The organism is Pseudomonas alkylphenolica (assembly GCF_004025535.1).
GTDB classification, from domain to species: Bacteria; Pseudomonadota; Gammaproteobacteria; order Pseudomonadales; family Pseudomonadaceae; genus Aquipseudomonas; species Aquipseudomonas alkylphenolica_A.
Genome location: NZ_QJRG01000042.1, coordinates 1 through 20,975, shown reverse-complemented (window position 1 = coordinate 20,975; position 20,975 = coordinate 1). Strand labels below are relative to the sequence as shown.

Below are 20,975 nucleotides of genomic sequence, written 5' to 3'. Positions count from 1 at the left end.
CTTTACATATGGATAGACGAATATACGGATATACATATGTTTATGGCAAGTTCCTTCTCGCCGATCCGCCGTGAACATTTTTCATGTCTACACTTTTCCCAGCAAAGGAGGGCGGGCAGCCCTTGATGCCTGATCGCGATAAATCATGGTGTGAACACAGGAGCTTTTCTGCATGACGACAGTCTTCAAAACCCTGGTCCTGGGCAGTGCATTGGTGGTTCTGGCCGGTTGCGCTTCCACATCGCAACCGGGCAGAAGCACCCCGCTGGCTGAAAACGTCAAGGGCGCAGGCTTCATGCCGGATGTTTACCCCTTGATGAAGGCGGGGGACACGGGCGAGTCGTTGCTGGTTTATCGCAACCCTGAATTTGCCGCGCCTGCGGCGTTTTCCCGCTACAAGAAAATCTACCTGGACCCGGTCAAGCTCTATGGCGGCCCGGCGTCCAAGTTGCATGACACGCCACAGGCGCAGAATGCCGCCATCGCCCAGGGCCTCTACGATCAATTGCATCAGCAGCTCGGGCATGACTATTAGATGGTCGATCAGGCCGGCCCGGATACCCTGCAACTGTCGGTCGCGATCATCGACGCGCAGGAAGCCGACACCTCGCTCAAGGCTGCTTCCTATGTCCCCATTCCATTAGGCCTGCCAGGCGCCAAGATGGCGACGATGCAGACACTGCAGCACACCGCCGGCAAGCCACCGTTCGCCGGACAGGTGACGGTCGAGGGAAAAGTGACCGACGCCAGTACGGGTACGCTGGTGGCGGCGATGATCGACCGGCGGGTAGGGGCGCGCAAGCCGATCATCGGCCTGTTCGAAAGCAGCACCTATGACGCCTGGAGCGATGTAACCGAAGCGGAGCGCTACTGGGCCGAGCAAGTGCGTTACCGGTTCTGCGTTCGCCGTGGGGACAGCAACTGCACACAGGCCAGTGAGTAATCGCCTGCGTCACTGACGGGCGATCAACGCCAAGGAGCCCCACATGCTCAACCGACTTGAGGCCGCGGCACGGGTTGCCGCGTTGTGTTGCACATCGGCCCTGACCGCAAGTGGTGCCATCGCCGCCGAGCCACCGGCCTCGGCGAATGGCGCCTATCCCGCGTCAGAGCTGAGCCGGGCAGTCGTCCAGCAGGACAACATGCAGCCCGCCATCCCCCGTGAAGCGCAAGACAAGGCGGCGGACGAAAAGCTCGACGCCTGGCTAAAGAAAACCGGCAAGCGCCCGAACATCGTCTGGCTGGTGGTGGATGACCTTGGCTTCGGCGATGTCGGCGGCCCGTGGGGCGGCGGGGCGCATATCGGTGCAGCCACACCTCACATCGATACCCTGGCCGCCAGCGGGCTGGCGATGACCTCGACCTATGCCCAGCCAACCTGCACGCCGACGCGCTCGGCGATGATGACCGGAAGACTGCCTGCGCGCACCGGCCTGATCCGCCCGATTCTTGCGGGCGACAAGGTAACCAAAAATCCCTGGGAAGACGAACACAGCATCGCCGAACTGCTCTCCGGCGCGGGCTATCACACGGTCCTGACCGGCAAGTGGCACACCGGTGAGCTGCAAGGCATGCGGCCCTGGGAGGTGGGGTTTGACGAGTTCCAGGGCTATTACGCTTCGCAGAAGGAGCTGACCCAGCAGTTCGATGGCCGGCGTTACCCGGACCTGGTGTACGACGCCGAGAAGCTTGCGCGCTTCCAGAAGGTCGGCGGCAAAATCGACATGTACTACGGCGCCAAGGGCCAGGGTGAAAAGGTCGTAGAGAAAACCACCAGCATCGAACAGTTCGCCGAAGCGGACCAGACGCTCGCCGCCTTCACCATCGACCGGATCAACGCGCTGGCCAAGGACAGCAAGCCGTTCTTCATCGCCCACAACTTCATGCGGGTGCACGCTGACAACCATCCCAGCAAGGCCTTTCTGGGCGCCAGCGCCAGCAAATACCCGTTCAAGGACAACGTCGTCGAAGTCGACGCCCTGGTCGGGCGGATCGTCGAGGCGCTGGACAAGGCCGGTGTGCTGGAAAACACCTTCATCTTCCTTACCTCCGACAACGGCCCGCAAATGGACAGTTGGCCCGACTCCGGCTACACACCGTTTCGCGGTGCCAAGGGCTCGGCGTGGGAGGGTGGGGTGCGGGTGCCGGGGATCGCCTACTGGAAGAACATGATCGCGCCGCGTGAAAGCGCGGAGCTGTTCGACCTGATGGACCTGTTCAACACCAGCCTGCACTTCGCCGGGGCCAGCGACAAATTGCTCAAGGACCGTTACTACGACGGTATCGACCAGGCGTCGTTCCTGCTGGCAGATGATGGCCAGAGCAAGCGTGAGGCCGAGTACATCTGGACCGGGGCGAACCTTGCTGCCGTGCGCATGCGTGAATACAAGATCCACTTGAAGATGACCGTGGAGCAGGCGCCGCACATGACCCTCGATTACAGCACCACCGAGCAGATCGGGCTGGCGCCCTGGCTGTTCAACCTGTACATCGACCCCAAGGAGTCGCTACCGCTGGGGCACCGGCTGAACCCATGGCTGGCGTCCATGTTGTCGGAGGCCCAGGCGCACATGGCCACCTTCAAGAAATACCCGCCGAAGAAAATCGGCTTGTGAGCAGGGCATAGCAACCAGCCACAGGGCTTGGGTCATGGCGGGGCGTATTTTTTGTATACAGGAATAAATATTTCTGCTTACATTATGCCGCGCCTACGACAGCGGTAATCGCCGCTGCGTATTGCGATGGTCTTCGCCATGCGACACCCACACCCGCTCGACCTCTTCGAGCACCCTCTGCGATTGTCGTTCGTCGTTCGTTACGCTGCTTGCGTGAGTGATGAATTAGTCTTTATCCCGTTCGCCGGGAACACCCCGAGATTTCTCGATCCTTTGCCCAGGGGCAGTACCTGGACAACGTCCGTGCGCGTGCACTGACCGATCAAGCCACAAGGCGCCCACTTCATACGGCGCCTGGTTGCATGGGCTTGGCTGAACACGCAAACCGGGTGCCTGTAAAAGAATCACGTTGAAATCCAACTCCAAGCGGGAGAGGAATACCCATGCCCAAGACATTACTGGTCAAGAACGCCGAACTTCTGGTGACCATGGACGGCGAGCGCCGCGAGATCAAGCGCGGTGGCCTGTATATCGAGGACAACCTGATCAAGCAGGTCGGCCCGAGCGACACCCTGCCGCAACACGCCGATGTGGTGCTGGACATGACCGGCAAGGTGGTCATCCCAGGCCTGATCAACACCCACCACCACATGTACCAGAGCCTCACCCGCGTGGTGCCGGCCGCTCAGGACGGCGAGCTGTTCAACTGGCTGACCAACCTCTACCCGATCTGGGCACGGCTGACACCGGAAATGATCGCGGTATCGACCCAGACCGCGATGGCGGAGTTGATTCTGTCGGGCTGCACCACTTCCAGTGACCACCTGTATATCTACCCCAATGGCTGCAAGCTCGACGACAGCATCCATGCCGCAGGCGAAATCGGCATGCGCTTCCATGCCGCGCGCGGCAGCATGAGCGTCGGCCAGAGCCAGGGCGGCCTGCCGCCGGATTCGGTGGTGGAGAAAGAAAGCGACATCCTCAAGGAGTCCCAGCGCCTGATCGAGGACTACCACGACGCCAGCCACGGTTCGATGCTGCGTGTGGTGGTGGCGCCGTGTTCACCGTTTTCGGTGAGCCGCGACCTGATGCGCGAAGCCGCGGTGCTGGCGCGTCAGTATGGCGTATCGATGCATACGCACCTGGCGGAAAACGTCAACGACATCGCCTACAGCCGGGAGAAGTTCGGCATGACGCCTGCCGAGTACGCCGAAGACCTGGGCTGGGTAGGGCACGATGTATGGCACGCCCACTGTGTGCAGCTCGACCAGCACGGTATCGAGCTGTTTGCCCGTACCGGTACGGGGGTTGCTCATTGCCCGTGCTCGAACATGCGCCTGGCTTCCGGTATCGCGCCGATCCGCAAGATGCGCGACCACGGTGTGCCGGTAGGCCTGGGTGTCGACGGTTCGGCCTCCAACGATGGCGCCAGCATGATCGGCGAAGTACGTCAGGCGCTGCTGCTTCAGCGTGTCGGATTTGGCCCGGATGCGATGACGGCGCGCGAAGCGCTGGAAATCGCCACCCTGGGCGGCGCCAAGGTGCTCAACCGTAACGATGTCGGTGCCCTGGCGCCGGGCATGGTCGCGGACTTCGTTGCCTTCGACCTTGGCCATGTGGCCTATGCCGGCGCCCACCACGACCCGTTGGCGGCCCTGGTGTTCTGCACGCCGACCCACGTCGACACCAGCGTGATCAATGGCCGTGTGGTGGTCAAGGATGGCCGCATTACCACCGTGGACCTGCCACGGGTGCTGGAGCGCCACAACCAGTTGGCCTACCAGTTGGTCAGCGGCGAGTGAGCTGATCTGACGTGACCTGAGTTGACCTTGCCGTTGCGCGCTGAGCGCAGCGGCGGGGTGCTGTTGTGCCTGTTAAAAACGTTTCAAACGCGACTGAGACCGTGCTGTTAGACGCATCAAAATAACAAAAGCGAGCTACTCACCATGACTTCTCCAGCTTCAACCCTTCCGGAAGACGAGAACCTCGGCGTTGGTGCCAACCTGGCCTACGGGCTGCAACATGTGCTGACGATGTATGGCGGGATCATCGCGGTGCCGCTGATTATCGGTCAGGCCGCCGGCCTTTCGCCTGCGGACGTGGGCTTGCTGATTGCCGCGTCACTGTTCGCCGGTGGCCTGGCGACTTTGCTGCAGACCCTCGGCATTCCGTTCTTCGGCTGCCGCCTGCCGCTGGTGCAGGGCGTGTCGTTTGCCAGCGTCGCGACCATGGTCGCAATTATCGGCAACGACGGTACGGGCGGTTTGTCGGTGGTGTTCGGCGCGGTGATCGTGTCGTCGCTGATCGGCTTGCTGATCACGCCACTCTTCTCGCGCATCATCAAGTTCTTTCCACCGCTGGTGACGGGCATCGTCATCACCACCATCGGCCTGACCCTGATGCCGGTGACGGCGCGCTGGGCCATGGGCGGCAACAGCCAGGCCGCCGATTTTGGCAGTACGGCGAACATCTCCCTGGCGGCGTTCACCCTGGTGACCGTGCTGTTGCTGAGCAAACTGGGCAGCGCCAGCCTTTCGCGCCTGTCGATTCTGCTGGCGATCGTCATCGGCACCTTCGTGGCGATGGCCTTTGGCATGGCCGACTTCTCCCAGGCCCTTGAAGGCCCGTTTGTGGCACTGCCGGAGATCCTGCCGCTGGGTGCACCGCAATTTCAGCTCGCCGCGATCCTGTCGATGCTGATCGTGATTGTGGTGACCATGGTCGAGACCTCTGCCGACATTCTGGCCGTGGGCGAGATCATCGAAACCAAGGTGGACTCAAAACGCCTAGGCAACGGTTTGCGTGCAGACATGATCTCCAGCGCGCTGGCGCCGTTGTTCGGCTCCTTCACCCAGAGTGCCTTTGCCCAGAACGTCGGCCTGGTGGCCGTGACCGGTGTGAAGAGCCGCTACGTGGTGGCCACCGCAGGGCTGATCCTGGTGACGTTCGGGTTGCTGCCGGTGATGGGCCGTTTGGTCGCTGCAGTGCCAACCGCAGTGCTCGGTGGAGCAGGGCTGGTGCTGTTCGGCACCGTTGCGGCCAGCGGTATCCGTACTCTGGCCCAGGTGGACTACCGCAACAACATGAACCTGATCATCGTTGCCACGTCGATTGGCTTTGGCATGATCCCGATTGCTGCACCGGGTTTCTATCACCATTTCCCGACCTGGTTCGAGACCATTTTCCACTCCGGCATCAGCTCGGCAGCGATCATGGCCATCCTCCTCAACCTGTTGTTCAACCACCTGCGCGCCGGCAACTCTGACCAGCAGTCGGTGTTCGTAGCCGCCAGTGAGCGCACCCTGCGTTACCGGGATATCGCCGGCCTCAACGATGGCGACTTCTTCCGTGACGGCAAGCTGTTCGACTGTGACGGTAAGGAAGTGCTCATTGTTGAAAACGACGAGGCGCACGAGGATGTTCCGCCACCGCGTAGAAAGCACCCGCAACCGGTGCACTAAACAGTAAAAAGCCTGGCAAGGGGCGTGCGGCGATATACTGCGCGCCCTCAGCCAGCAGTCGGGAGTCAGCATGCGTCAGGTTCTGCTCAGCGTGGATATCCAGTCCACCTTCAATCCACCCCAGTGGCTGATCGACGGTGTGCGGGTGTTGTCGGCGCGGATTCCCACTGTCGTTTCGGTCGAGCTGCATGACGAGCAGGTCACTCCGTTTCAACGCCAGCTCGGCTGGCACCCGGCCGCCGAAGACGAAAGCCTGATCGAGGCCGATCAGGTGTTCATCAAGCACGGCTACGGGCCGACGGCTGAAATGCTCGCGTACCTCAAACAGTGCAACGTCGAGCGTGTGCTGGTGTGTGGCATCCAGACCGAAACCTGTGTGCTCGCCGCCGGCTTTGCGCTGTTCGATGCCGGTTTGTGCCCGACGCTGGTTACCGACCTGACCGTGGGGTCGTCGCTGGACAGGTCGGGGCAGTTGGGGATCGACTTGTGGAAGCATCACTTTGGCCAGGTCACCACCCGTGCCGAGGTGCTTGCCGGGCTGGCTGAAATAGACGGCTAAAAAGCTTGCTCCAGCGCACTGGCTGGCGATAGATTCAGGCGCTTGCCTGCGCGTCCACTGGACTGGACGCGCCTTATCGACCCACAGGGAATGCCGCATGCAGGTGATCAAGCGCCGGCGCTCGTTCGCCGGATTCATCGCCCTGGCCGTTGGCCTGATCGGCTTTTCGGCTGCGTTGCTGCTCAAGTCCGAGACGCACCGCTGGGAAACGCGTTTTTCGCAGTATGTGCAGGGCATCTCTGGTGTGGTGCGCAATCAGCTCGATACCAATGAAGCGGTGCTGGCCGGCTTTACGGCTTTTCTCCAGGCGGTAGAGCAGAGCGATGCGCAGGCAGCGGCGCGCTATTGTGAAGCGGTGCTGGCCGCTTACCCGCATCTGTACATGATTGAAGTGGCTCGGGGCATCCCTGTGTCAGAGCAGGCGGATTTTGAAGCGCTGCTGCGTCGCAACTGGCGAGCGGATTTTGCCTTCAAGGACTTTCCCAGCCTGACCCATCAAGCACCCGCGCAGCAGCTCAACCTCGGCGAAACCTGGCCGGTACTGTTTATGTACCCCGAGCTTGAACAAGCCCGCGCCATCTATGGTGTAAAGCTGGAAAGCGTCGGTTACCTGTCCTACGCGCTGGCCCAGGCGCGCAAAAGCCTCAAGCCCACGGTATCGCCGATTTTCTCGATGTACGAAGGCGAGAACGCCTACATCCTGATGCAGTCCGTCATGCGTCCCGAGCAGGCGCAACAGCCGGCGCGCCCCAACTTCTTTGGCAGCACCATGGTTGCGTTGCTGGTGATCAAGACCGACGCGATCCGTCAGGCTGTGAGCGCGGTCGATCCGGACCCGCAGGTGGGCATCCGTGCCGTGCTCAACGGCGTCACCGGTGATCGCGGTGTGCTGTTTGCCAAGGACACCGAACTGGCCGGCGTGCTGGACCGCCTGTTGCTGCCACGCCTGAATGACAGCGTCGAGATCACCCACAACTCGCAACCGGTAACCTTGTCGTTCGAACGTCAATTGCGCCTGGGCGATGTGCTCACGGCCGAAGCGCTGACGCTGCTGGCGGTACTCGCCGGCGCCCTGGTGCTGATGCCGCTGGTGTTGGTCCGCCATTTCAAGGCCATTGAGCAGGCTGAGCGCGAGCACGAGAAGTCAGCCTATCTTGCCACCCACGACGTCCTCACCAAGCTGCCCAACCGCCAGTTGCTGAGCGAGCGCTTCGAGCAGGCATGCGAGCACTGGCATCAACACGGCGTGCCGTTTGCGTTGATGCTGATCGACCTCGACCGTTTCAAGCCGATCAACGACAACCATGGCCATGAGGTTGGCGACCAGGTGCTGCGTGCCGTGGCCAGCCGCTTGCTGCAAACCGCGCGGTCGAGCGACACCGTGGCACGTTTCGGCGGCGATGAGTTTGTGGTGCTGGTGGCAGACCTGTTCAATGCCGCGGATGCCGAGAAGGTGGGCAATCGGATGCTCGACGCCGTTCGCCAGCCCATCGTGACGACGGCGGGTGAGTTCACGATCTCGTGCAGCATCGGTATTGCCCGCTGTCCGGGCGACGGGCAGAACCTTGCGGTGTTGCTCAAGGCTGCGGATCACGCCATGTACCAGGTCAAGCAGCGCGGGCGGGAAGGGGTTGCCTTCGCGGGGAACGAAGCTGAGGCATAAAAATCTGTTCCATTTGCAATTCACTTGGTGATAATGCGACATATTTGCAATTGATGTCGGCACAGTGGAAGGAACGGCATGTCTGGCAGACACCCCATCGAGCATCTCTACGTCGAGCATCATGGCTGGTTGCGGGGCTGGTTGCGTCAGCGCCTGAACAACTCGGCCGATGCCGCTGATCTGGCACAGGACACTTTCATTCGTGTGCTGCTTGCGCGCACCTCCGGCACCCTGCAGGAGCCGCGTCGTTACCTGGCGACCATTGCCCGTGGCCTGGTCATCGACATGTACCGCCGGCGCAGCCTGGAACAGGCCTACCTGGAAGCGCTGAAGTTGCGCCCCGAGATCCACGCGCCGTCGGCAGAAGACCGCGCGCTGATCTTCGACAGCCTGCTGGCCATCGACCGCATGCTCGACGGCCTTGGCACGCGCACCCGGCAGATCTTCCTCGCCGTGCAACTCGACGGGCTCAGCTATGAGAAAACCGCCGAGCGGGTTGGCGTGTCGGTCAGCACGGTGCGCAAGCACCTCGCCAACGCCCTGATGCACTGCCTGCTGCTGGACGAAGCATGAAACGCATCCTGGCCCAGGCGGTGGACTGGTATGTGCGGTTGCACGAAAGCACCGTGAGCGAAGCCACCCGTAACGAATGGCGTACCTGGCTGACGGCTGACCCGCAACATGCCGAGGCCTGGAAGCGCATCGAGCAGCTGCAGCAACGCCTCGGGCAGGCCCCGGCCGTCGCCGCCACCACCCTCGAACAGGCCAGGCAACAGCGTCGCGCGGCGCTGAAAATGTTCGCCATGCTGCTCGGTGTCGGTGTGGTCGGCTGGCAGGGTTATGAGGTTTCGCCTTGGCGTGCGGACTACACCACAAGGGTAGGGCAGCGGCGTCATCTGACCCTGGCCGACGGCAGCCGCCTGGTGCTCGACACCGATACCCGGGTTGACGTGCACTTCGATGAGCGCCAGCGCCTGATTGTGCTGCGTCAGGGCGAAATTCTGGTGGAGACGGCCAAGGATGCTCGCCCGCTGAGTGTGCACAGTGCACAGGGCACTGTACGCGCCCTCGGTACACGCTTTGTCGTGCGCCAAGGCGACGGTGTTACCCGGGTGACGGTGGAGGCACACGCGGTGGAAGTGCGTCCGCGCCTGGCCACTGCGCACAGCGTGCGTGCCGAGGCAGGGCAGACCCTGAGCTTTGCCGCTGACAGCGTCGGCCCCTTGCTGCCCGCTGCAACGCAAGCGTCGGCGTGGACGCGCGGCATGCTGGTGGTGATCGACTGGCGGCTGCAGGATGTTCTCGCCGAGCTTTCCCGGTACCGCCATGGGTACCTTGGCTGTGCCCCCGAGGTTGCCGACCTGCGACTTTCCGGCACCTTCCTGCTCGATGACAGTGAGGCGGTGCTGGCCAACCTGGAGGACTCCCTGCCTGTGCAGGTACGCCGCCTGACTCGCTACTGGGTTCGGGTCGAGGGCAGAGCAACCTGAGTGGGTGAAAATATTTTGCTTTTTCGGGTAACAGATTTTCATTCCTGTTTCGGCCCTACCTGCACATGCGCATCAGACGCAGCCATTGCCAACCCGAACAGGAACCTTTCGATGCATTTGCGCCCCTCACTTCTTGCCAGCTGCTTGCGCCCTGCGGCGCTGACCCTGAGCCTTGCCGGGTCGTTGCTGGCGCTGACGCCGGCCTGGGCGAAACCGCTGGCCTACGATATTCCGGCCGGTAGCCTGGCCACTGCACTCAGCCAGTTCGCGGCTGCCAGTGGCGTGATGATCACCTTCAGCAGCGAAGAAACCGCCGGCCTGCAATCGCCAGGGTTGCACGGTGATTTCGAGCTGGAGCAGGGCTTTGCCCGCCTGCTGCAGGGCAGCGGCCTGCGCGTGCTGCAAGCCGGGGAAAAGCGCTACGTGCTGGCCCGCAGTGAAAACGGCAGCGCCCTGGAGCTCGGGGCTACCAGCATCAATGCCGCCGGCCTGGGCGCAACCACCGACGGCACAGGCTCGTACACCACAGGCTCGAGCAATACCGCCATCAAGTTGCCGCTGTCGCTGCGCGAGACGCCGCAGTCGGTCAGTGTCATCACCCGCCAACGCATGGACGATCAGGCCCTCAACGACCTCACCGACGTGCTCAAGCAGACCCCCGGTCTTTCGGTGCAGAGCCTGGGCAGCGAACGTTTCAATATCTACTCGCGTGGCTACAGCGTCGACAACTACCAGTTCGATGGCATTCCCACCACCCTGGATATCGTCAGCCAGGTGTCGGCGCAGAGCCTGGCCGACATGGCCATCTACGACCGTGTCGAAGTGCTGCGCGGTGCTTCCGGCCTGATGACTGGCGCGGGCGACCCTTCGGCCACCATCAACCTGGTGCGCAAGCGTCCCACCGCCGAATTCAAGGGGCACGTGACCGCAGGCCTGGGCTCCTGGGACAAGTACCGCACCGAGCTCGACCTGTCCGGCCCGCTCACCCCGACCGGCAACGTGCGCGGGCGGATGGTCGCGGCCTATCAGCAGAACAACAGCTATGTGGATCACTATTCCCAGGAAAAGCAGATTTTCTACGGGATACTCGAAGCTGACCTCAGCGACACCACGCTGCTGACGGTGGGCGCCGACTACCAGAAGAACGAACCCGAAGGCTCCTCTTCGGTGGCCTTCCCGCTGTTCTACAGCAACGGCAAGCAAACCGACTTTTCGCGCTCGACCAACAGTGCCGCACGCTGGAGCAGCAACCCCCAGGATGCGCTCAATACCTTCGCCAGCATCGAACAGCAACTGGGCTACGACTGGAGCCTGCGGGTGGCCGTCAACCAGATGTACATCAAGCGTGACGACTACAAGCTCGCCACCGCCAGCTGGGGCTTTCCCGATATCAACACCGGTGCCGGCGTGCGCCTGTACGGAGGTGCCGGCAGCACCTGGCAGAAGCAGACCGGTGTGGACGTCATGGCCCAGGGGCCGTTTCAACTGTTCGGCCGCCAGCATGAGCTGATTGTCGGCTATAACTTCTCGCGCTTTGAAAACCGCCACTCGCCGCTGCGTGGCACGGCGATCGAAGGCACGTTCGTCAACTTCTACGACTGGGACAACTACACCAAAGAGCCGAACACCAGCAACGGCAAGCTGTATGACGGCGACACCACCATCTACCAGAGCGGCAGCTACATCGCCACGCGCCTGCGCCCGACCGACGACCTGTCGATCATCCTTGGCGCCCGGGCCAGCAACTACAAGTACAACTACGACCTCGAATATGTGCTGACCCCGAACAGCAACCGCAACACCCAGTACCGCGAAAGCGGCGTGGTGACGCCGTATGCCGGCGTGGTCTACGACCTCAACGACATTCATTCGGTGTATGCCAGCTACACCAGCATCTACAAGCCACAAAGCGTGCGCGACGCCAACGGTGCCACCCTCGACCCGCGTGAAGGCGACAACTACGAAGTCGGCCTGAAAAGCGAATTCTTTGGTGGCCGCCTGAACACCAGCATTGCCGCTTACCAGATCAAGCAGGACAACCTCGCCGTGGTCGATCCGGGCAAAGTCATTCCCGGAACCACATCGGCGGCTTACAAGGCGGTCAGCGGCGCCACCACCCGCGGCTTCGAGGTCGAGGCCAATGGCGAGCTGATGACGGACTGGAACGTTGCTGCCAGCTACAACCACAGCATCACCGAAGACGCCGACGACGAGCGCATCAACACCGAAGCGCCGGCCAACATGATCAAGCTGTGGAGCACCTATCGCCTGCCAGGCGACTTCAACCGGCTGACCGTCGGTGGGGGCGCCAACTGGCAGAGTGGCACCCACATCACGGTGACTCCGAGCTCGGCATTGGGCACCGTCAAGGCCACGCAGGAGCAGTTCACCGTGGTCAATCTGATGGCCCGTTACCAGTTGACCGATCAGCTCTCCACCAGCCTCAACGTCAACAACGTGTTCGACAAGAAGTACATCAGCGCGCTGGATACCACGTTTTTCAGCGGCTATTACGGGGAGCCGCGTAATGTGATGCTCACTACCCGGTACGACTTCTGAGTGATCACCTTGGCCCTTTCGCGGCTAAAGCCGCTCCCACAGGTGAAGTCCCGACTCTGTGGGAGCGGCTTCAGCCGCGAACACGGGCGCAGCCCGTGCCATCCACCCGCCTCATACTTATGTGAATCTGATATCAGTGCTATGTAATTACTGCACTTTATCGATGAATCACTGAACGGTACTTTGCCCTCGAGCCCCCTGATCGAGAGCACCATGATGCGAACCACGTTGAAGGCCACCCTGATGGCGGCCATGATCGGAATGTCGGGCGCCGAGGCAGCCGACTACAAACAGAACCCCTTCACTTTGACCTACGACGGCGCGCTGACCCGCAACGAGCCGGGCAAGGTCAACATCCATCCAGTCACCTACACGCTCAATGGCCTCGAGATTGCCGCCAACGTCTATACCCCGGCGAACTACGATGCGGTGAAGCGCTACCCGGTCGTGGTGGTGGCGCACCCCAATGGCGGGGTGAAGGAACAGGTCGCGGGGCTGTATGCCCAGCGTCTGGCCGATCAGGGCTACATCACCATCACCGCCGATGCCGCGTATCAAGGCGCCAGCGGTGGCCAGCCACGCAACGTCGACAAGCCGGCGCATCGCATCGAAGACATTCACGGCATGGCTGATTTCATTGCCAACTATCCCGGCGCCGACAATAAACGCCTGGGCTTGTTGGGTATCTGTGGCGGGGGCGGCTATGCCCTGGCGGCCGCGCAAACCGACAAGCGCTTCCAGGCAATCGCTACCTTGAGCCTGTTCAATTCCGGGCGGGTCCGCCGTAACGGCTATCAGGATTCGCAGCTGTCTACGGTCCAGGAGCGCCTGCAACAGGCCTCGGCGGCCCGCGCCGAGGAGGCGGCGGGAGGCGAGGTGCGCTATGTCGGTGACGCCACACTGACCGATGAGCAGATCGCCAAGCTGCCGTTTGACCTGTACCGGCAGGGCTTTGAGTACTACGGCAAGACCCACGCGCACCCCAACTCTACCTTCCGTTACACCCAGAGCAGCTTGCTCGACCTGATGCGCTTCGACGCCACCGACCAGCTCGAACTGCTCGACACGCCGCTGCTGCTGATCGCGGGGAGCAAGGCCGACAGCCTGTACATGTCGCAACAGGCCTTTGCCAAGGCCTCCGGTACCCAGGACAAAATCCTGTTCACTATCGACGGCGCGACCCATATCGACACCTATTGGGTGCCAGCGTATGTGGACATCGCCATGGACCAGTTGACTGCGTTTTACGCCAGAACACTCTGACAAGAGGACGTCTTGATGAAGAACACCCTGATCGGCATCGCCGTGTGCGCTGCCGCCCCGTTTGCCGACGCCGCTGGCGCTGGCGATGCCCGTGAACCCCGGTCCGCACAACAGATCACCCGTGCGGGCAGTCAGGCGGCGGTTGCGGGTCCGGCGGACTATTTCACCGGGAACGTGCGCGTCGACCCGCTATTTACAGCCACAGACGAGGTCAACGCCTCTGGTGCCTACGTCAGCTTCGAAGCGGGCGCGCGCTCGGCCTGGCATACCCACCCCGCAGGCCAGCGGTTGATGGTGACGTCCGGTGTGGGGCTGGTTCAGGAGTGGGGCAAGCCGATACAGCAAATTCACCCGGGCGATGTCATCACCTGCCCGCCGGGCGTCAAGCACTGGCATGGCGCCGCGCCGGACAGCGCCATGACCCACCTGGCCGTGACCGGTTCGGTGGATGGCAAGAATGTGCACTGGCTGGAGAAGGTGACCGATGCGCAATACCAGGCTCATGGGTCGCCGACTGAGCTTGACGAGCCTGCCAGCCAGCCGATCTCCGAGACGCTTTCCGGTAAACAACAGGCCATCCCGCTGATCGCGGCGGCCATGGCCACCAGCAACATGCCGGGGCTCAACGCGGCACTGAACCGGGGGCTGGATGCAGGCCTGACGGTCAGCGAGACGAAGGAAATCCTCGTGCAGCTCTACGCTTACAGTGGCTTTCCTCGCAGTCTCAATGCCCTAGGCGAGCTGATGAAGGTGGTCGAGGCCCGCAAGCAAAGCGGACTTAAGGACGAGCCGGGGCGCGAGCCCGGTCGCTACATCCCGGTCGGCGATGCGCTGCTGGCGGCGGGTAAAGCCAACCAGACGAAGATCGCCGGGGCACCTGTCCAGGGCCCGTTGTTCGATTTCGTGCCGGTCATCAACCAGTATTTGCAGGCGCACCTGTTCGGCGACATTTTCGCGCGCGACAACCTCGACTGGCAAAGCCGGGAGCTGGCGACCGTTGCGGCGTTGGCTGTCACGCCGGGTGTCGAGTCGCAGCTGCGCTCGCACATGGCGGCAAGCCTGCGGGTGGGCCTGACAGCGGCGCAGTTGCGCCAGCTGATTCAATTGCTGGCCGATCAGGGCGATGCCGACGCGGCCCAGCGTGCCGGGGCAGCGCTGCACAGCGTCGAGGCCGATCAACCTTCGTAACGCAGGGTATCGCGCAGCAAGGTGAAGGCCGGTGAACTCTGGCGCCGGCTCGGGTAGTAGAGGTGGTAGCCGGAGAAGGGTTCGCACCAGTCTTCGAGCACCCGCACCAGGCGGCCTTGCGCGATCAGTTCCTGTACCAGGTCCTCGGGCATGTAGGCCAGCCCCAGGCCCTGAAGGACGGCCTGCAGGCGCATGGCGATGTTGTTGAACACCAGCTGGCCCTCGACCCGCACGTTCAGGGTTTGCCCGTTTTTGTCGAACTCCCACAGCGACAGGCCGCCGTAGGTTGGCAGGCGCAGGGTGATGCAGTTGTGCGCCATGAGGTCACTGGGGGCGACGGGCCTGGGGTGGCGGCTGAAATACGCCGGTGAACCCACCACCGCCATGCGCATGTCAGGCCCGATGCGCATCGCGATCATGTCCTTGGCCACTTGTTCACCCAGGCGTACACCGGCGTCGAAGCCCTCCGCGACGATATCGGTAAAGCCATAGTCGACGATGATTTCGATGTTCAGGTCGGGGTTGTCGGGCAGCAATCTGGCCAGTACCGGTTGCAACACGGTGATCGCCGAGTGTTCACCAGCGGTGATTCGCAGCTTGCCGGCCGGCTTGTCGCGAAACGCACTGAGCAATGCCAGTTCGCTGTCGATCTCCTCAAAGCGGGGAGCGATCACGCGCAGCAAATGCTCGCCGGCTTCGGTAGGGGAGACGCTGCGCGTGGTGCGCGCCAGCAAGCGCACACCCAGGCGTTCCTCCAGTTGCCGCATGGCCCGGCTCAAGGCCGGTTGTGACATGCCGAGCCGGGCGGCAGCGCGGGTGAAACTGCGCTCCTGTGCCACGGCTGAGAAAATCGCCAGCTGGTCGTAACTTTCGACGGTCATTTATGCGGGCCTGTTATGAGTCCTGTCCGATTATGCCACGGTGTTCAGGCACTGGATTACCCGGCAAAGGCTGCTAGCGTTCAAGGCGATGCCGGCACACGCGGAGTTGCGAAATGCCCTTAGCACTGCTTACCCAAAAAGCACGTTCAGGTTGTATTGCCGTGTCGGCGCTAATGCTGGCCATCGGTGCGCCAACGGTCGGTGCTGCCCAGCCCCCAGGCACATTTGCCAGCAAGCCGGACATTCACACCGTCACCGACGCCTACACCTACCTGTTGGGCCGCTTGCTGGTCATTCGCCAGGAGCAGATGGACCGCGCCGGCGACGGATTCAACTGGAATGCCATCAAATACAACCCGCTGGGTTCTGCAGACTTTGTGAACCCGAACTTCGATGTGGCCTACCTGGAGGCCTGGATCGCTGCCGATGATCACAACGGCGTGCTGCTGGAAGTCCCGCAGGTAAAGGGTCGTTATTACACCGCGCAACTACTGGATGAATGGGGCGAGGTGATTGCCAACATCAATGAACGCACCTTCCCGTCAAAACCGTATGGCAAATTTGCCCTGGTCAAACCCGGCTCCACGGCAACGATCCCGCCCGATGCGGCACGCATAGAGCTGCATTCAAGCAAGGCGAAGTTGCTCGCACGGGTCGAAATCAAAGGCGATCCCGACGGCGCGTTGGCCCTGCAAAAGCAGTTCAAGGTGACCCCGCTTGGCGACATTGCCGTCGTACCGGCACCCGAGGTCAAGCCGTTCGATAATGCCAGGCTGCTTGGCGTGGAAGCCTTCGATAACGTCGACAAGGTGTTCTCCAGCGCTCTGGATGTGTCGCCGGTTGCCGCGCAGATGCAGCAAAAGGTGCGTTACGTTGCCCAGTATGTGGCGTCTTCGCCACAGGCCCGGGAGGCGATCGACAAGCAGCTCAAAGACACCGTCGTCCCCGATTTCGTCACCCATGCAATTGCCCGCAGCGCCGAGCCGCACAACAACTGGGTAGGCGGCAAAAAGACCGGGAATTATGGTGAAAACTACAGCCTGCGCACCACAGTGAACTACGCCGGCATCTGGGCCAATACCACCGACGAGGTCATCTACTTTGTACCCGTCGCCGATGCCGCCAACCATCCACTGGATGGCAGCAGGCGCTATGTCATGCATTTTGCGGCCGACAGCCTGCCTTCAAGCGTGGTCGACGGATACTGGTCGGTCATTCTGGTCAGCGTGCCTGACTACCGCGTGGTGCCCAACCCGTGGAACCGTTTCAACTTCAACAGCCATTCAAACCTGAAAAAAGAGCCGGACGGCTCGTTGAAAATCGCCATCGGGCCCAAACCCGTTGCGGGCATCCCGGAGTCGAACTGGTTACCCTCTTTAGCGGGCAAACCGTTTTCGCTGACTTTCCGTACCTACGTGCCCAAGGACATCGTCAAGCAGGGCAAGTGGGCACCACCGGTGCTTACCGAGCAGCCTTGAAGCGGTCGGCAGAGGCAGCGGCGGTCAGCGCCGCACCCGCCGGTACTGCTGCAGCGCAAACGCCCCTGCACAAACGCCCCAGGCCAGCCAGGCGACAACCACCTGCCAGTGGCTGGACGCCGCTGCGGGGTCGCCCATGAAGAACGCCGCAGCCGCCAGAAAGAGGATCAACGCACCTGCCGCCACCGCGATGCGCAATGTTCCGCTCAGGGTGCGCCACCACACGCCGGGGGCATAGCGGGCTTCGATGCGGCGGGTCAGTAGCGTCAGCCCGGCGAGCAGCAACGCGCTCACTACCAGCAGAAGCGGGATGCCAAAAATGGCCATCGCCGGTTCGAACTCGCCACCATCCTCGCCCGGGGTGTAGTAACTGGCCTGCCAGATGTCTTTGCACAGCCCCGCGATCAGGTAGATCACGGCGATGGGCGCGACGGGGAAGATCAGGCAGCTGACCAGCGGGTTTGTATGTTCCTTCATGGTGGTTTCCATTTCACAGGCGATGACGCCGGGATTGTACCGCGCTGCCGCAGTTTTCTGCGCTCAAGGGATAATCCACGCCGTCACGGGACTGCCGCAAAATCCCCAGGAATCTATCGTCGACCCAAGCAAACTGCCGGCGCCTGCCCAAGGCGCGCGGCTGACCCTGACCTTGAGTGTGACGTGAATGAGCGCTTACCTGCATTGTCTTTCGCATACGCCGTTGATGGGCCATGTGGACCCGGCGCAGGCCGTTCTGGATGAAGTCGACGAGGTGATCGCGGCGGCGCGCCAGCGTATTGCCGCATTCGATCCCGAGTTGGTGATCCTGTTCAGCCCTGACCATTACAACGGCTTTTTCTATGACGTGATGCCGTCGTTTTGCATCGGCATGGCCGCTCATGCCATCGGTGATTTTGGCACGCTGGCTGGGCCCTTGGCGGTGCCGCAGGCATTGGCCGAGGATTGCGCGGCGGCGGTGTTGGAGGAGGGTGTCGACAGCGCGGTGTCCTACCGCATGCAGCTCGACCACGGGGCCGCGCAACCGCTTGAACTGTTGCTCGGTGGTTTGCGTGAGGTGCCGGTGATCCCCGTGTTCATCAATGCCGTGGCCACGCCGTTGCCGAGTTTTACCCGGGCGCGGTTGCTGGGCGAAGCCATTGGCCGCTGGGCTGCAACGCTGGGCAAGCGCGTGCTGTTTCTCGGCTCCGGCGGGCTTTCCCACCAACCGCCGGTTCCGGAGCTGGCCAAGGTCGAAGGGCTGATGGCCGACCGGCTCAAAGGCAGCGGCCGTTACCTGCCGGCCGACGAGCGCGAAGCGCGCACGCAACGGGTGATCCTTGCAGCGCAGCGCTTCGTTGAGGACCCGCACACATTGCACCCGCTCAACCCCGAGTGGGACGCGCATTTCCTGACATTGCTTGAACAGGGTCGCCTGAGCGAGCTGGACGCTGTCAGCAATGCCGAGTTGTCGAGCCTGGCGGGCAAGTCCACCCACGAAATCAAAACCTGGGTGGCCGCCTTCGCCGCCCTGGCCAGCTTTGGGCCGTATCAGGCCAGCGACCGCTACTACCGGCCGATTCCCGAATGGATCGCCGGTTACGGCTCGATCAGCGCCCATCCCGTTAGCCCGCTTGAGAATCCCCGGAGAGCCGTATGAGCTTGTACAGCGAAAGCGCGACCAGCCGTTTTGCCCTGATCGAAGACCGCGGCGTGCACCTCAATATTCACTACCACGACTGTGGCGACGGCCAGGAGGTGGTGGTCATGCTGCACGGCTCCGGGCCGGGGGCCAGTGGCTGGTCGAACTTCAGCCGCAACGTCGAACCGCTGGTGGCGGCCGGGTACCGGGTGATCCTCATGGACTGCCCTGGCTGGAGCAAGAGCGACAGCATCGTCTGCGAAGAATCGCGCTCGGCGCTCAATGCCCGCGTGCTCAACGGCTTGCTGACGCAACTGGGAATCACCCGCGCGCACCTGATCGGCAACTCCATGGGCGGTCACAGTGCGGTGGCGTTTGCCCTCGACTACCCGCACAGCGTTGGCCGCCTGGTGCTGATGGGCGGTGGTACCGGTGGCGTCAGTGCCTTCGTGCCGATGCCGACCGAGGGCATCAAGCTGCTGCAGAAGGTGTACCGCGAGCCCACGCAAGACCACCTGCAGCAGATGATGGACATCTTTGTGTATGACAGCAAAGACCTCACTGCCGAGCTGATCTCAGGTCGCCTGGAGAACATGCTCCAGCGCCGTGACCACCTGGAGAACTTCACCCGCAGCCTGGCGTTGCATCCCCGACAGTTCCCGGATGTGTCGACGCGCCTGGCTGAAATCAGCGCGGCCACCCTGGTGATCTGGGGCCGCAACGACCGCTTTGTGCCAATGGACACCGGCTTGCGTCTGGTCGCCGGTATCCCCAACAGCGAACTGCATGTGTTCAACAACTGCGGCCATTGGGTGCAGTGGGAACACGCCGAGCGTTTCAACCGCCTGGTCGTGGATTTTCTTGCCCCTTAAGCAGACGCCAAACAGCTGATTGCGTGGCCGCCCGAGCGGCCGCGCCGTGAACCCCGAGGTGACTATGAGCGTGACCCAGCAAACCCTTGAACAACTGGCCGCCGCCCTGCGCGCTGCCGAGCATAGCGGCGAGGCGATTGCCCCGTTGCGTGAGCAGATCGGCGAAGACGCCGGCGAGGCCGCCTACGCGATTCAGCGCCTCAACGTCGCCCACGCCGTTGCCGGCGGGCGCCGCGTGGTCGGGCGCAAGATCGGCCTGACCAATCCCAAGGTGCAGGCCCAGCTTGGCGTCGACCAGCCGGACTTCGGCACTCTGTTTGCCGACATGTGCTACGGCGACAACGAAGTGGTGCCCTTCAACCGCGTGCTGCAACCGAAGATCGAGGCGGAAATCGCCTTGATCCTCAACCAGGACCTGCCGCGCCCCGACACCACCTTTGCCGACCTGCTGAACGCCACCGGCTGGGTGTTGCCAGCGCTGGAGATTGTCGGCTCGCGTGTACAGAACTGGAACATCCGCTTTGTCGACACCGTGGCCGACAACGCCTCCAGCGGTTGCTTCGTACTCGGTGGCCCCGCCGTGCCGCTGGCCGGAGTCGACCTGCGCAACACCCTGATGCGCATGACCCGTAACGGTGAGCAGGTATCCAGCGGCAGTGGCGCTGAATGCCTGGGCCATCCGCTCAATGCCGCCGTGTGGCTGGCGCGGACCATGGCGCAGCTGGGTGAGCCGCTGCGCGCCGGCGACATCGTCCTGACCGGCGCCCTGGGGCCGATGGTGGGGGTCAATGCCGGTGACCGTTTCGAGGCGCTGATCGAAGGCATTGGCCAGGTCGCCGTCAATTTTTCCGCCGAGTGATCGGCAGCTCAACCAAAAGAGCGCACCAGCATGAAGAAACTCAAGGTTGCCATTATCGGTTCCGGCAACATCGGTACCGACCTGATGATCAAGATCCTGCGTAATGCGCAGCACCTGGAAATGTCGGCGATGGTGGGTATCGACCCGGCGTCCGATGGCCTGGCGCGCGCTGCACGGATGGGCGTGGCCACGACCCACGAAGGCGTAGAAGGCCTGACCCGTCTGCCAGCGTTTGCCGACATCGACTTCGTCTTCGATGCCACCAGCGCCGGCGCCCACGTTAAAAACGATGCGTTCCTGCGTTCGATCAAACCGGGTATCCGTTTGATAGACCTGACCCCAGCAGCCATCGGCCCGTACTGCGTGCCGGTGGTCAACCTGGAGCAGAACCTCGGCCAGCTCAACGTCAACATGGTCACTTGCGGCGGCCAGGCGACCATCCCCATGGTCGCCGCGGTATCGCGCGTGG

The 20,975-nt window shown here is 62.5% G+C and carries 16 protein-coding genes and 2 pseudogenes; 16 read left to right on the top strand and 2 right to left on the bottom strand.

The window, feature by feature from the left end; all coding sequences use genetic code 11:
* Window positions 1-172 precede the first annotated feature (172 nt).
* From DM813_RS11320 to DM813_RS11270, 11 genes and pseudogenes are all read left to right on the top strand, one after another.
* Window positions 173-943: pseudogene (locus DM813_RS11320) on the top strand (DUF3313 domain-containing protein).
* A gap of 43 nt (window positions 944-986) precedes the next feature.
* Window positions 987-2,615: a sulfatase-like hydrolase/transferase gene (locus DM813_RS11315; protein WP_128323486.1), complete on the top strand. Its 1,629-nt coding sequence runs from the start codon at window positions 987-989 to the stop codon at window positions 2,613-2,615.
* Between the two features lie 443 nt (window positions 2,616-3,058).
* Entirely contained in the window at window positions 3,059-4,417 is a 1,359-nt protein-coding gene (locus tag DM813_RS11310) for an 8-oxoguanine deaminase (RefSeq protein WP_128323485.1), read from the top strand.
* A 144-nt stretch (window positions 4,418-4,561) separates the two neighbouring features.
* Window positions 4,562-6,076, top strand: coding sequence for a nucleobase:cation symporter-2 family protein (locus DM813_RS11305; RefSeq protein ID WP_128323484.1), 1,515 nt, complete (start codon window positions 4,562-4,564; stop codon window positions 6,074-6,076).
* Window positions 6,077-6,146: 70 nt separating this feature from the next.
* Window positions 6,147-6,635 carry an isochorismatase family protein gene (locus tag DM813_RS11300; RefSeq protein WP_128323483.1) on the top strand — a complete coding sequence of 163 codons (489 nt, stop codon included), beginning with the start codon at window positions 6,147-6,149 and terminating at the stop codon, window positions 6,633-6,635.
* A gap of 97 nt (window positions 6,636-6,732) precedes the next feature.
* Entirely contained in the window at window positions 6,733-8,298 is a 1,566-nt protein-coding gene (locus tag DM813_RS11295; RefSeq protein ID WP_128323482.1) for a sensor domain-containing diguanylate cyclase, read from the top strand.
* Window positions 8,299-8,376: 78 nt separating this feature from the next.
* Window positions 8,377-8,871 (top strand): sigma-70 family RNA polymerase sigma factor, encoded by a 495-nt coding sequence (locus DM813_RS11290; RefSeq protein WP_128323481.1) that lies wholly within the window; start codon window positions 8,377-8,379, stop codon window positions 8,869-8,871.
* Window positions 8,868-9,788 (top strand): FecR domain-containing protein, encoded by a 921-nt coding sequence (locus tag DM813_RS11285; protein ID WP_128323480.1) that lies wholly within the window; start codon window positions 8,868-8,870, stop codon window positions 9,786-9,788. Before DM813_RS11290 ends, DM813_RS11285 begins: the two co-directional genes overlap by 4 nt.
* A 111-nt stretch (window positions 9,789-9,899) precedes the next feature.
* Window positions 9,900-12,347, top strand: a complete 2,448-nt coding sequence (locus DM813_RS11280; protein WP_128323479.1) for a TonB-dependent siderophore receptor — start codon at window positions 9,900-9,902, stop codon at window positions 12,345-12,347.
* A 213-nt stretch (window positions 12,348-12,560) separates the two neighbouring features.
* On the top strand, window positions 12,561-13,610 hold the full coding sequence (locus DM813_RS11275) for an alpha/beta hydrolase (protein WP_128323478.1): 1,050 nt from the start codon (window positions 12,561-12,563) through the stop codon (window positions 13,608-13,610).
* A gap of 15 nt (window positions 13,611-13,625) precedes the next feature.
* Complete coding sequence (locus DM813_RS11270) at window positions 13,626-14,798, top strand: (R)-mandelonitrile lyase (RefSeq protein ID WP_128323477.1); 1,173 nt, start codon at window positions 13,626-13,628, stop codon at window positions 14,796-14,798.
* Here DM813_RS11270 and DM813_RS11265 read toward each other — a convergent pair.
* A complete protein-coding gene (locus tag DM813_RS11265; protein ID WP_128323476.1) occupies window positions 14,786-15,679 on the bottom strand; it encodes a LysR family transcriptional regulator in 894 nt (297 codons plus the stop codon). The genes DM813_RS11270 and DM813_RS11265 overlap by 13 nt on opposite strands.
* Window positions 15,680-15,840: 161 nt before the next feature.
* Between DM813_RS11265 and DM813_RS11260 the strand changes: the two genes are divergently transcribed.
* Window positions 15,841-17,157 (top strand): DUF1214 domain-containing protein, encoded by a 1,317-nt coding sequence (locus tag DM813_RS11260; protein ID WP_206617374.1) that lies wholly within the window; start codon window positions 15,841-15,843, stop codon window positions 17,155-17,157.
* 24 nt (window positions 17,158-17,181) lie between these two features.
* On the opposite strand, the gene DM813_RS11255 is transcribed toward DM813_RS11260, so the two are convergent.
* The gene (locus tag DM813_RS11255) at window positions 17,182-17,634 is read right to left on the bottom strand and encodes a hypothetical protein (protein WP_128323474.1); all 453 of its coding nucleotides are present in this window, start codon (window positions 17,632-17,634) and stop codon (window positions 17,182-17,184) included.
* A gap of 187 nt (window positions 17,635-17,821) precedes the next feature.
* Here DM813_RS11255 and mhpB point away from each other — a divergent pair, with 187 nt between their 5' ends.
* From mhpB to mhpF, 4 genes and pseudogenes are all read left to right on the top strand, one after another.
* Window positions 17,822-18,793, top strand: a complete 972-nt coding sequence (gene mhpB, locus DM813_RS11250) for a 3-carboxyethylcatechol 2,3-dioxygenase (protein WP_128323473.1) — start codon at window positions 17,822-17,824, stop codon at window positions 18,791-18,793.
* Window positions 18,790-19,647, top strand: coding sequence for an alpha/beta fold hydrolase (locus tag DM813_RS11245; RefSeq protein WP_128323472.1), 858 nt, complete (start codon window positions 18,790-18,792; stop codon window positions 19,645-19,647). Before mhpB ends, DM813_RS11245 begins: the two co-directional genes overlap by 4 nt.
* Before the next feature lie 64 nt (window positions 19,648-19,711).
* Entirely contained in the window at window positions 19,712-20,506 is a 795-nt protein-coding gene (gene mhpD, locus DM813_RS11240; protein WP_128323471.1) for a 2-keto-4-pentenoate hydratase, read from the top strand.
* A gap of 30 nt (window positions 20,507-20,536) precedes the next feature.
* Window positions 20,537-20,975 (top strand): annotated as a pseudogene (gene mhpF, locus DM813_RS11235) (acetaldehyde dehydrogenase); the annotation flags it as partial.

Coding starts and splice junctions, on each gene's coding strand:
- DM813_RS11275 (WP_128323478.1), top strand. CDS start 12,561: ATGATGCGAACCACGTTGAAGGCCACCCTGATGGCGGCCATGATCGGA.
- DM813_RS11305 (WP_128323484.1), top strand. CDS start 4,562: ATGACTTCTCCAGCTTCAACCCTTCCGGAAGACGAGAACCTCGGCGTT.
- mhpD (WP_128323471.1), top strand. CDS start 19,712: ATGAGCGTGACCCAGCAAACCCTTGAACAACTGGCCGCCGCCCTGCGC.
- DM813_RS11300 (WP_128323483.1), top strand. CDS start 6,147: ATGCGTCAGGTTCTGCTCAGCGTGGATATCCAGTCCACCTTCAATCCA.
- DM813_RS11270 (WP_128323477.1), top strand. CDS start 13,626: ATGAAGAACACCCTGATCGGCATCGCCGTGTGCGCTGCCGCCCCGTTT.
- DM813_RS11280 (WP_128323479.1), top strand. CDS start 9,900: ATGCATTTGCGCCCCTCACTTCTTGCCAGCTGCTTGCGCCCTGCGGCG.
- DM813_RS11315 (WP_128323486.1), top strand. CDS start 987: ATGCTCAACCGACTTGAGGCCGCGGCACGGGTTGCCGCGTTGTGTTGC.
- mhpB (WP_128323473.1), top strand. CDS start 17,822: ATGAGCGCTTACCTGCATTGTCTTTCGCATACGCCGTTGATGGGCCAT.
- DM813_RS11295 (WP_128323482.1), top strand. CDS start 6,733: ATGCAGGTGATCAAGCGCCGGCGCTCGTTCGCCGGATTCATCGCCCTG.
- DM813_RS11265 (WP_128323476.1), bottom strand. CDS start 15,679: ATGACCGTCGAAAGTTACGACCAGCTGGCGATTTTCTCAGCCGTGGCA.
- DM813_RS11285 (WP_128323480.1), top strand. CDS start 8,868: ATGAAACGCATCCTGGCCCAGGCGGTGGACTGGTATGTGCGGTTGCAC.
- DM813_RS11310 (WP_128323485.1), top strand. CDS start 3,059: ATGCCCAAGACATTACTGGTCAAGAACGCCGAACTTCTGGTGACCATG.
- DM813_RS11255 (WP_128323474.1), bottom strand. CDS start 17,634: ATGAAGGAACATACAAACCCGCTGGTCAGCTGCCTGATCTTCCCCGTC.
- DM813_RS11245 (WP_128323472.1), top strand. CDS start 18,790: ATGAGCTTGTACAGCGAAAGCGCGACCAGCCGTTTTGCCCTGATCGAA.
- DM813_RS11290 (WP_128323481.1), top strand. CDS start 8,377: ATGTCTGGCAGACACCCCATCGAGCATCTCTACGTCGAGCATCATGGC.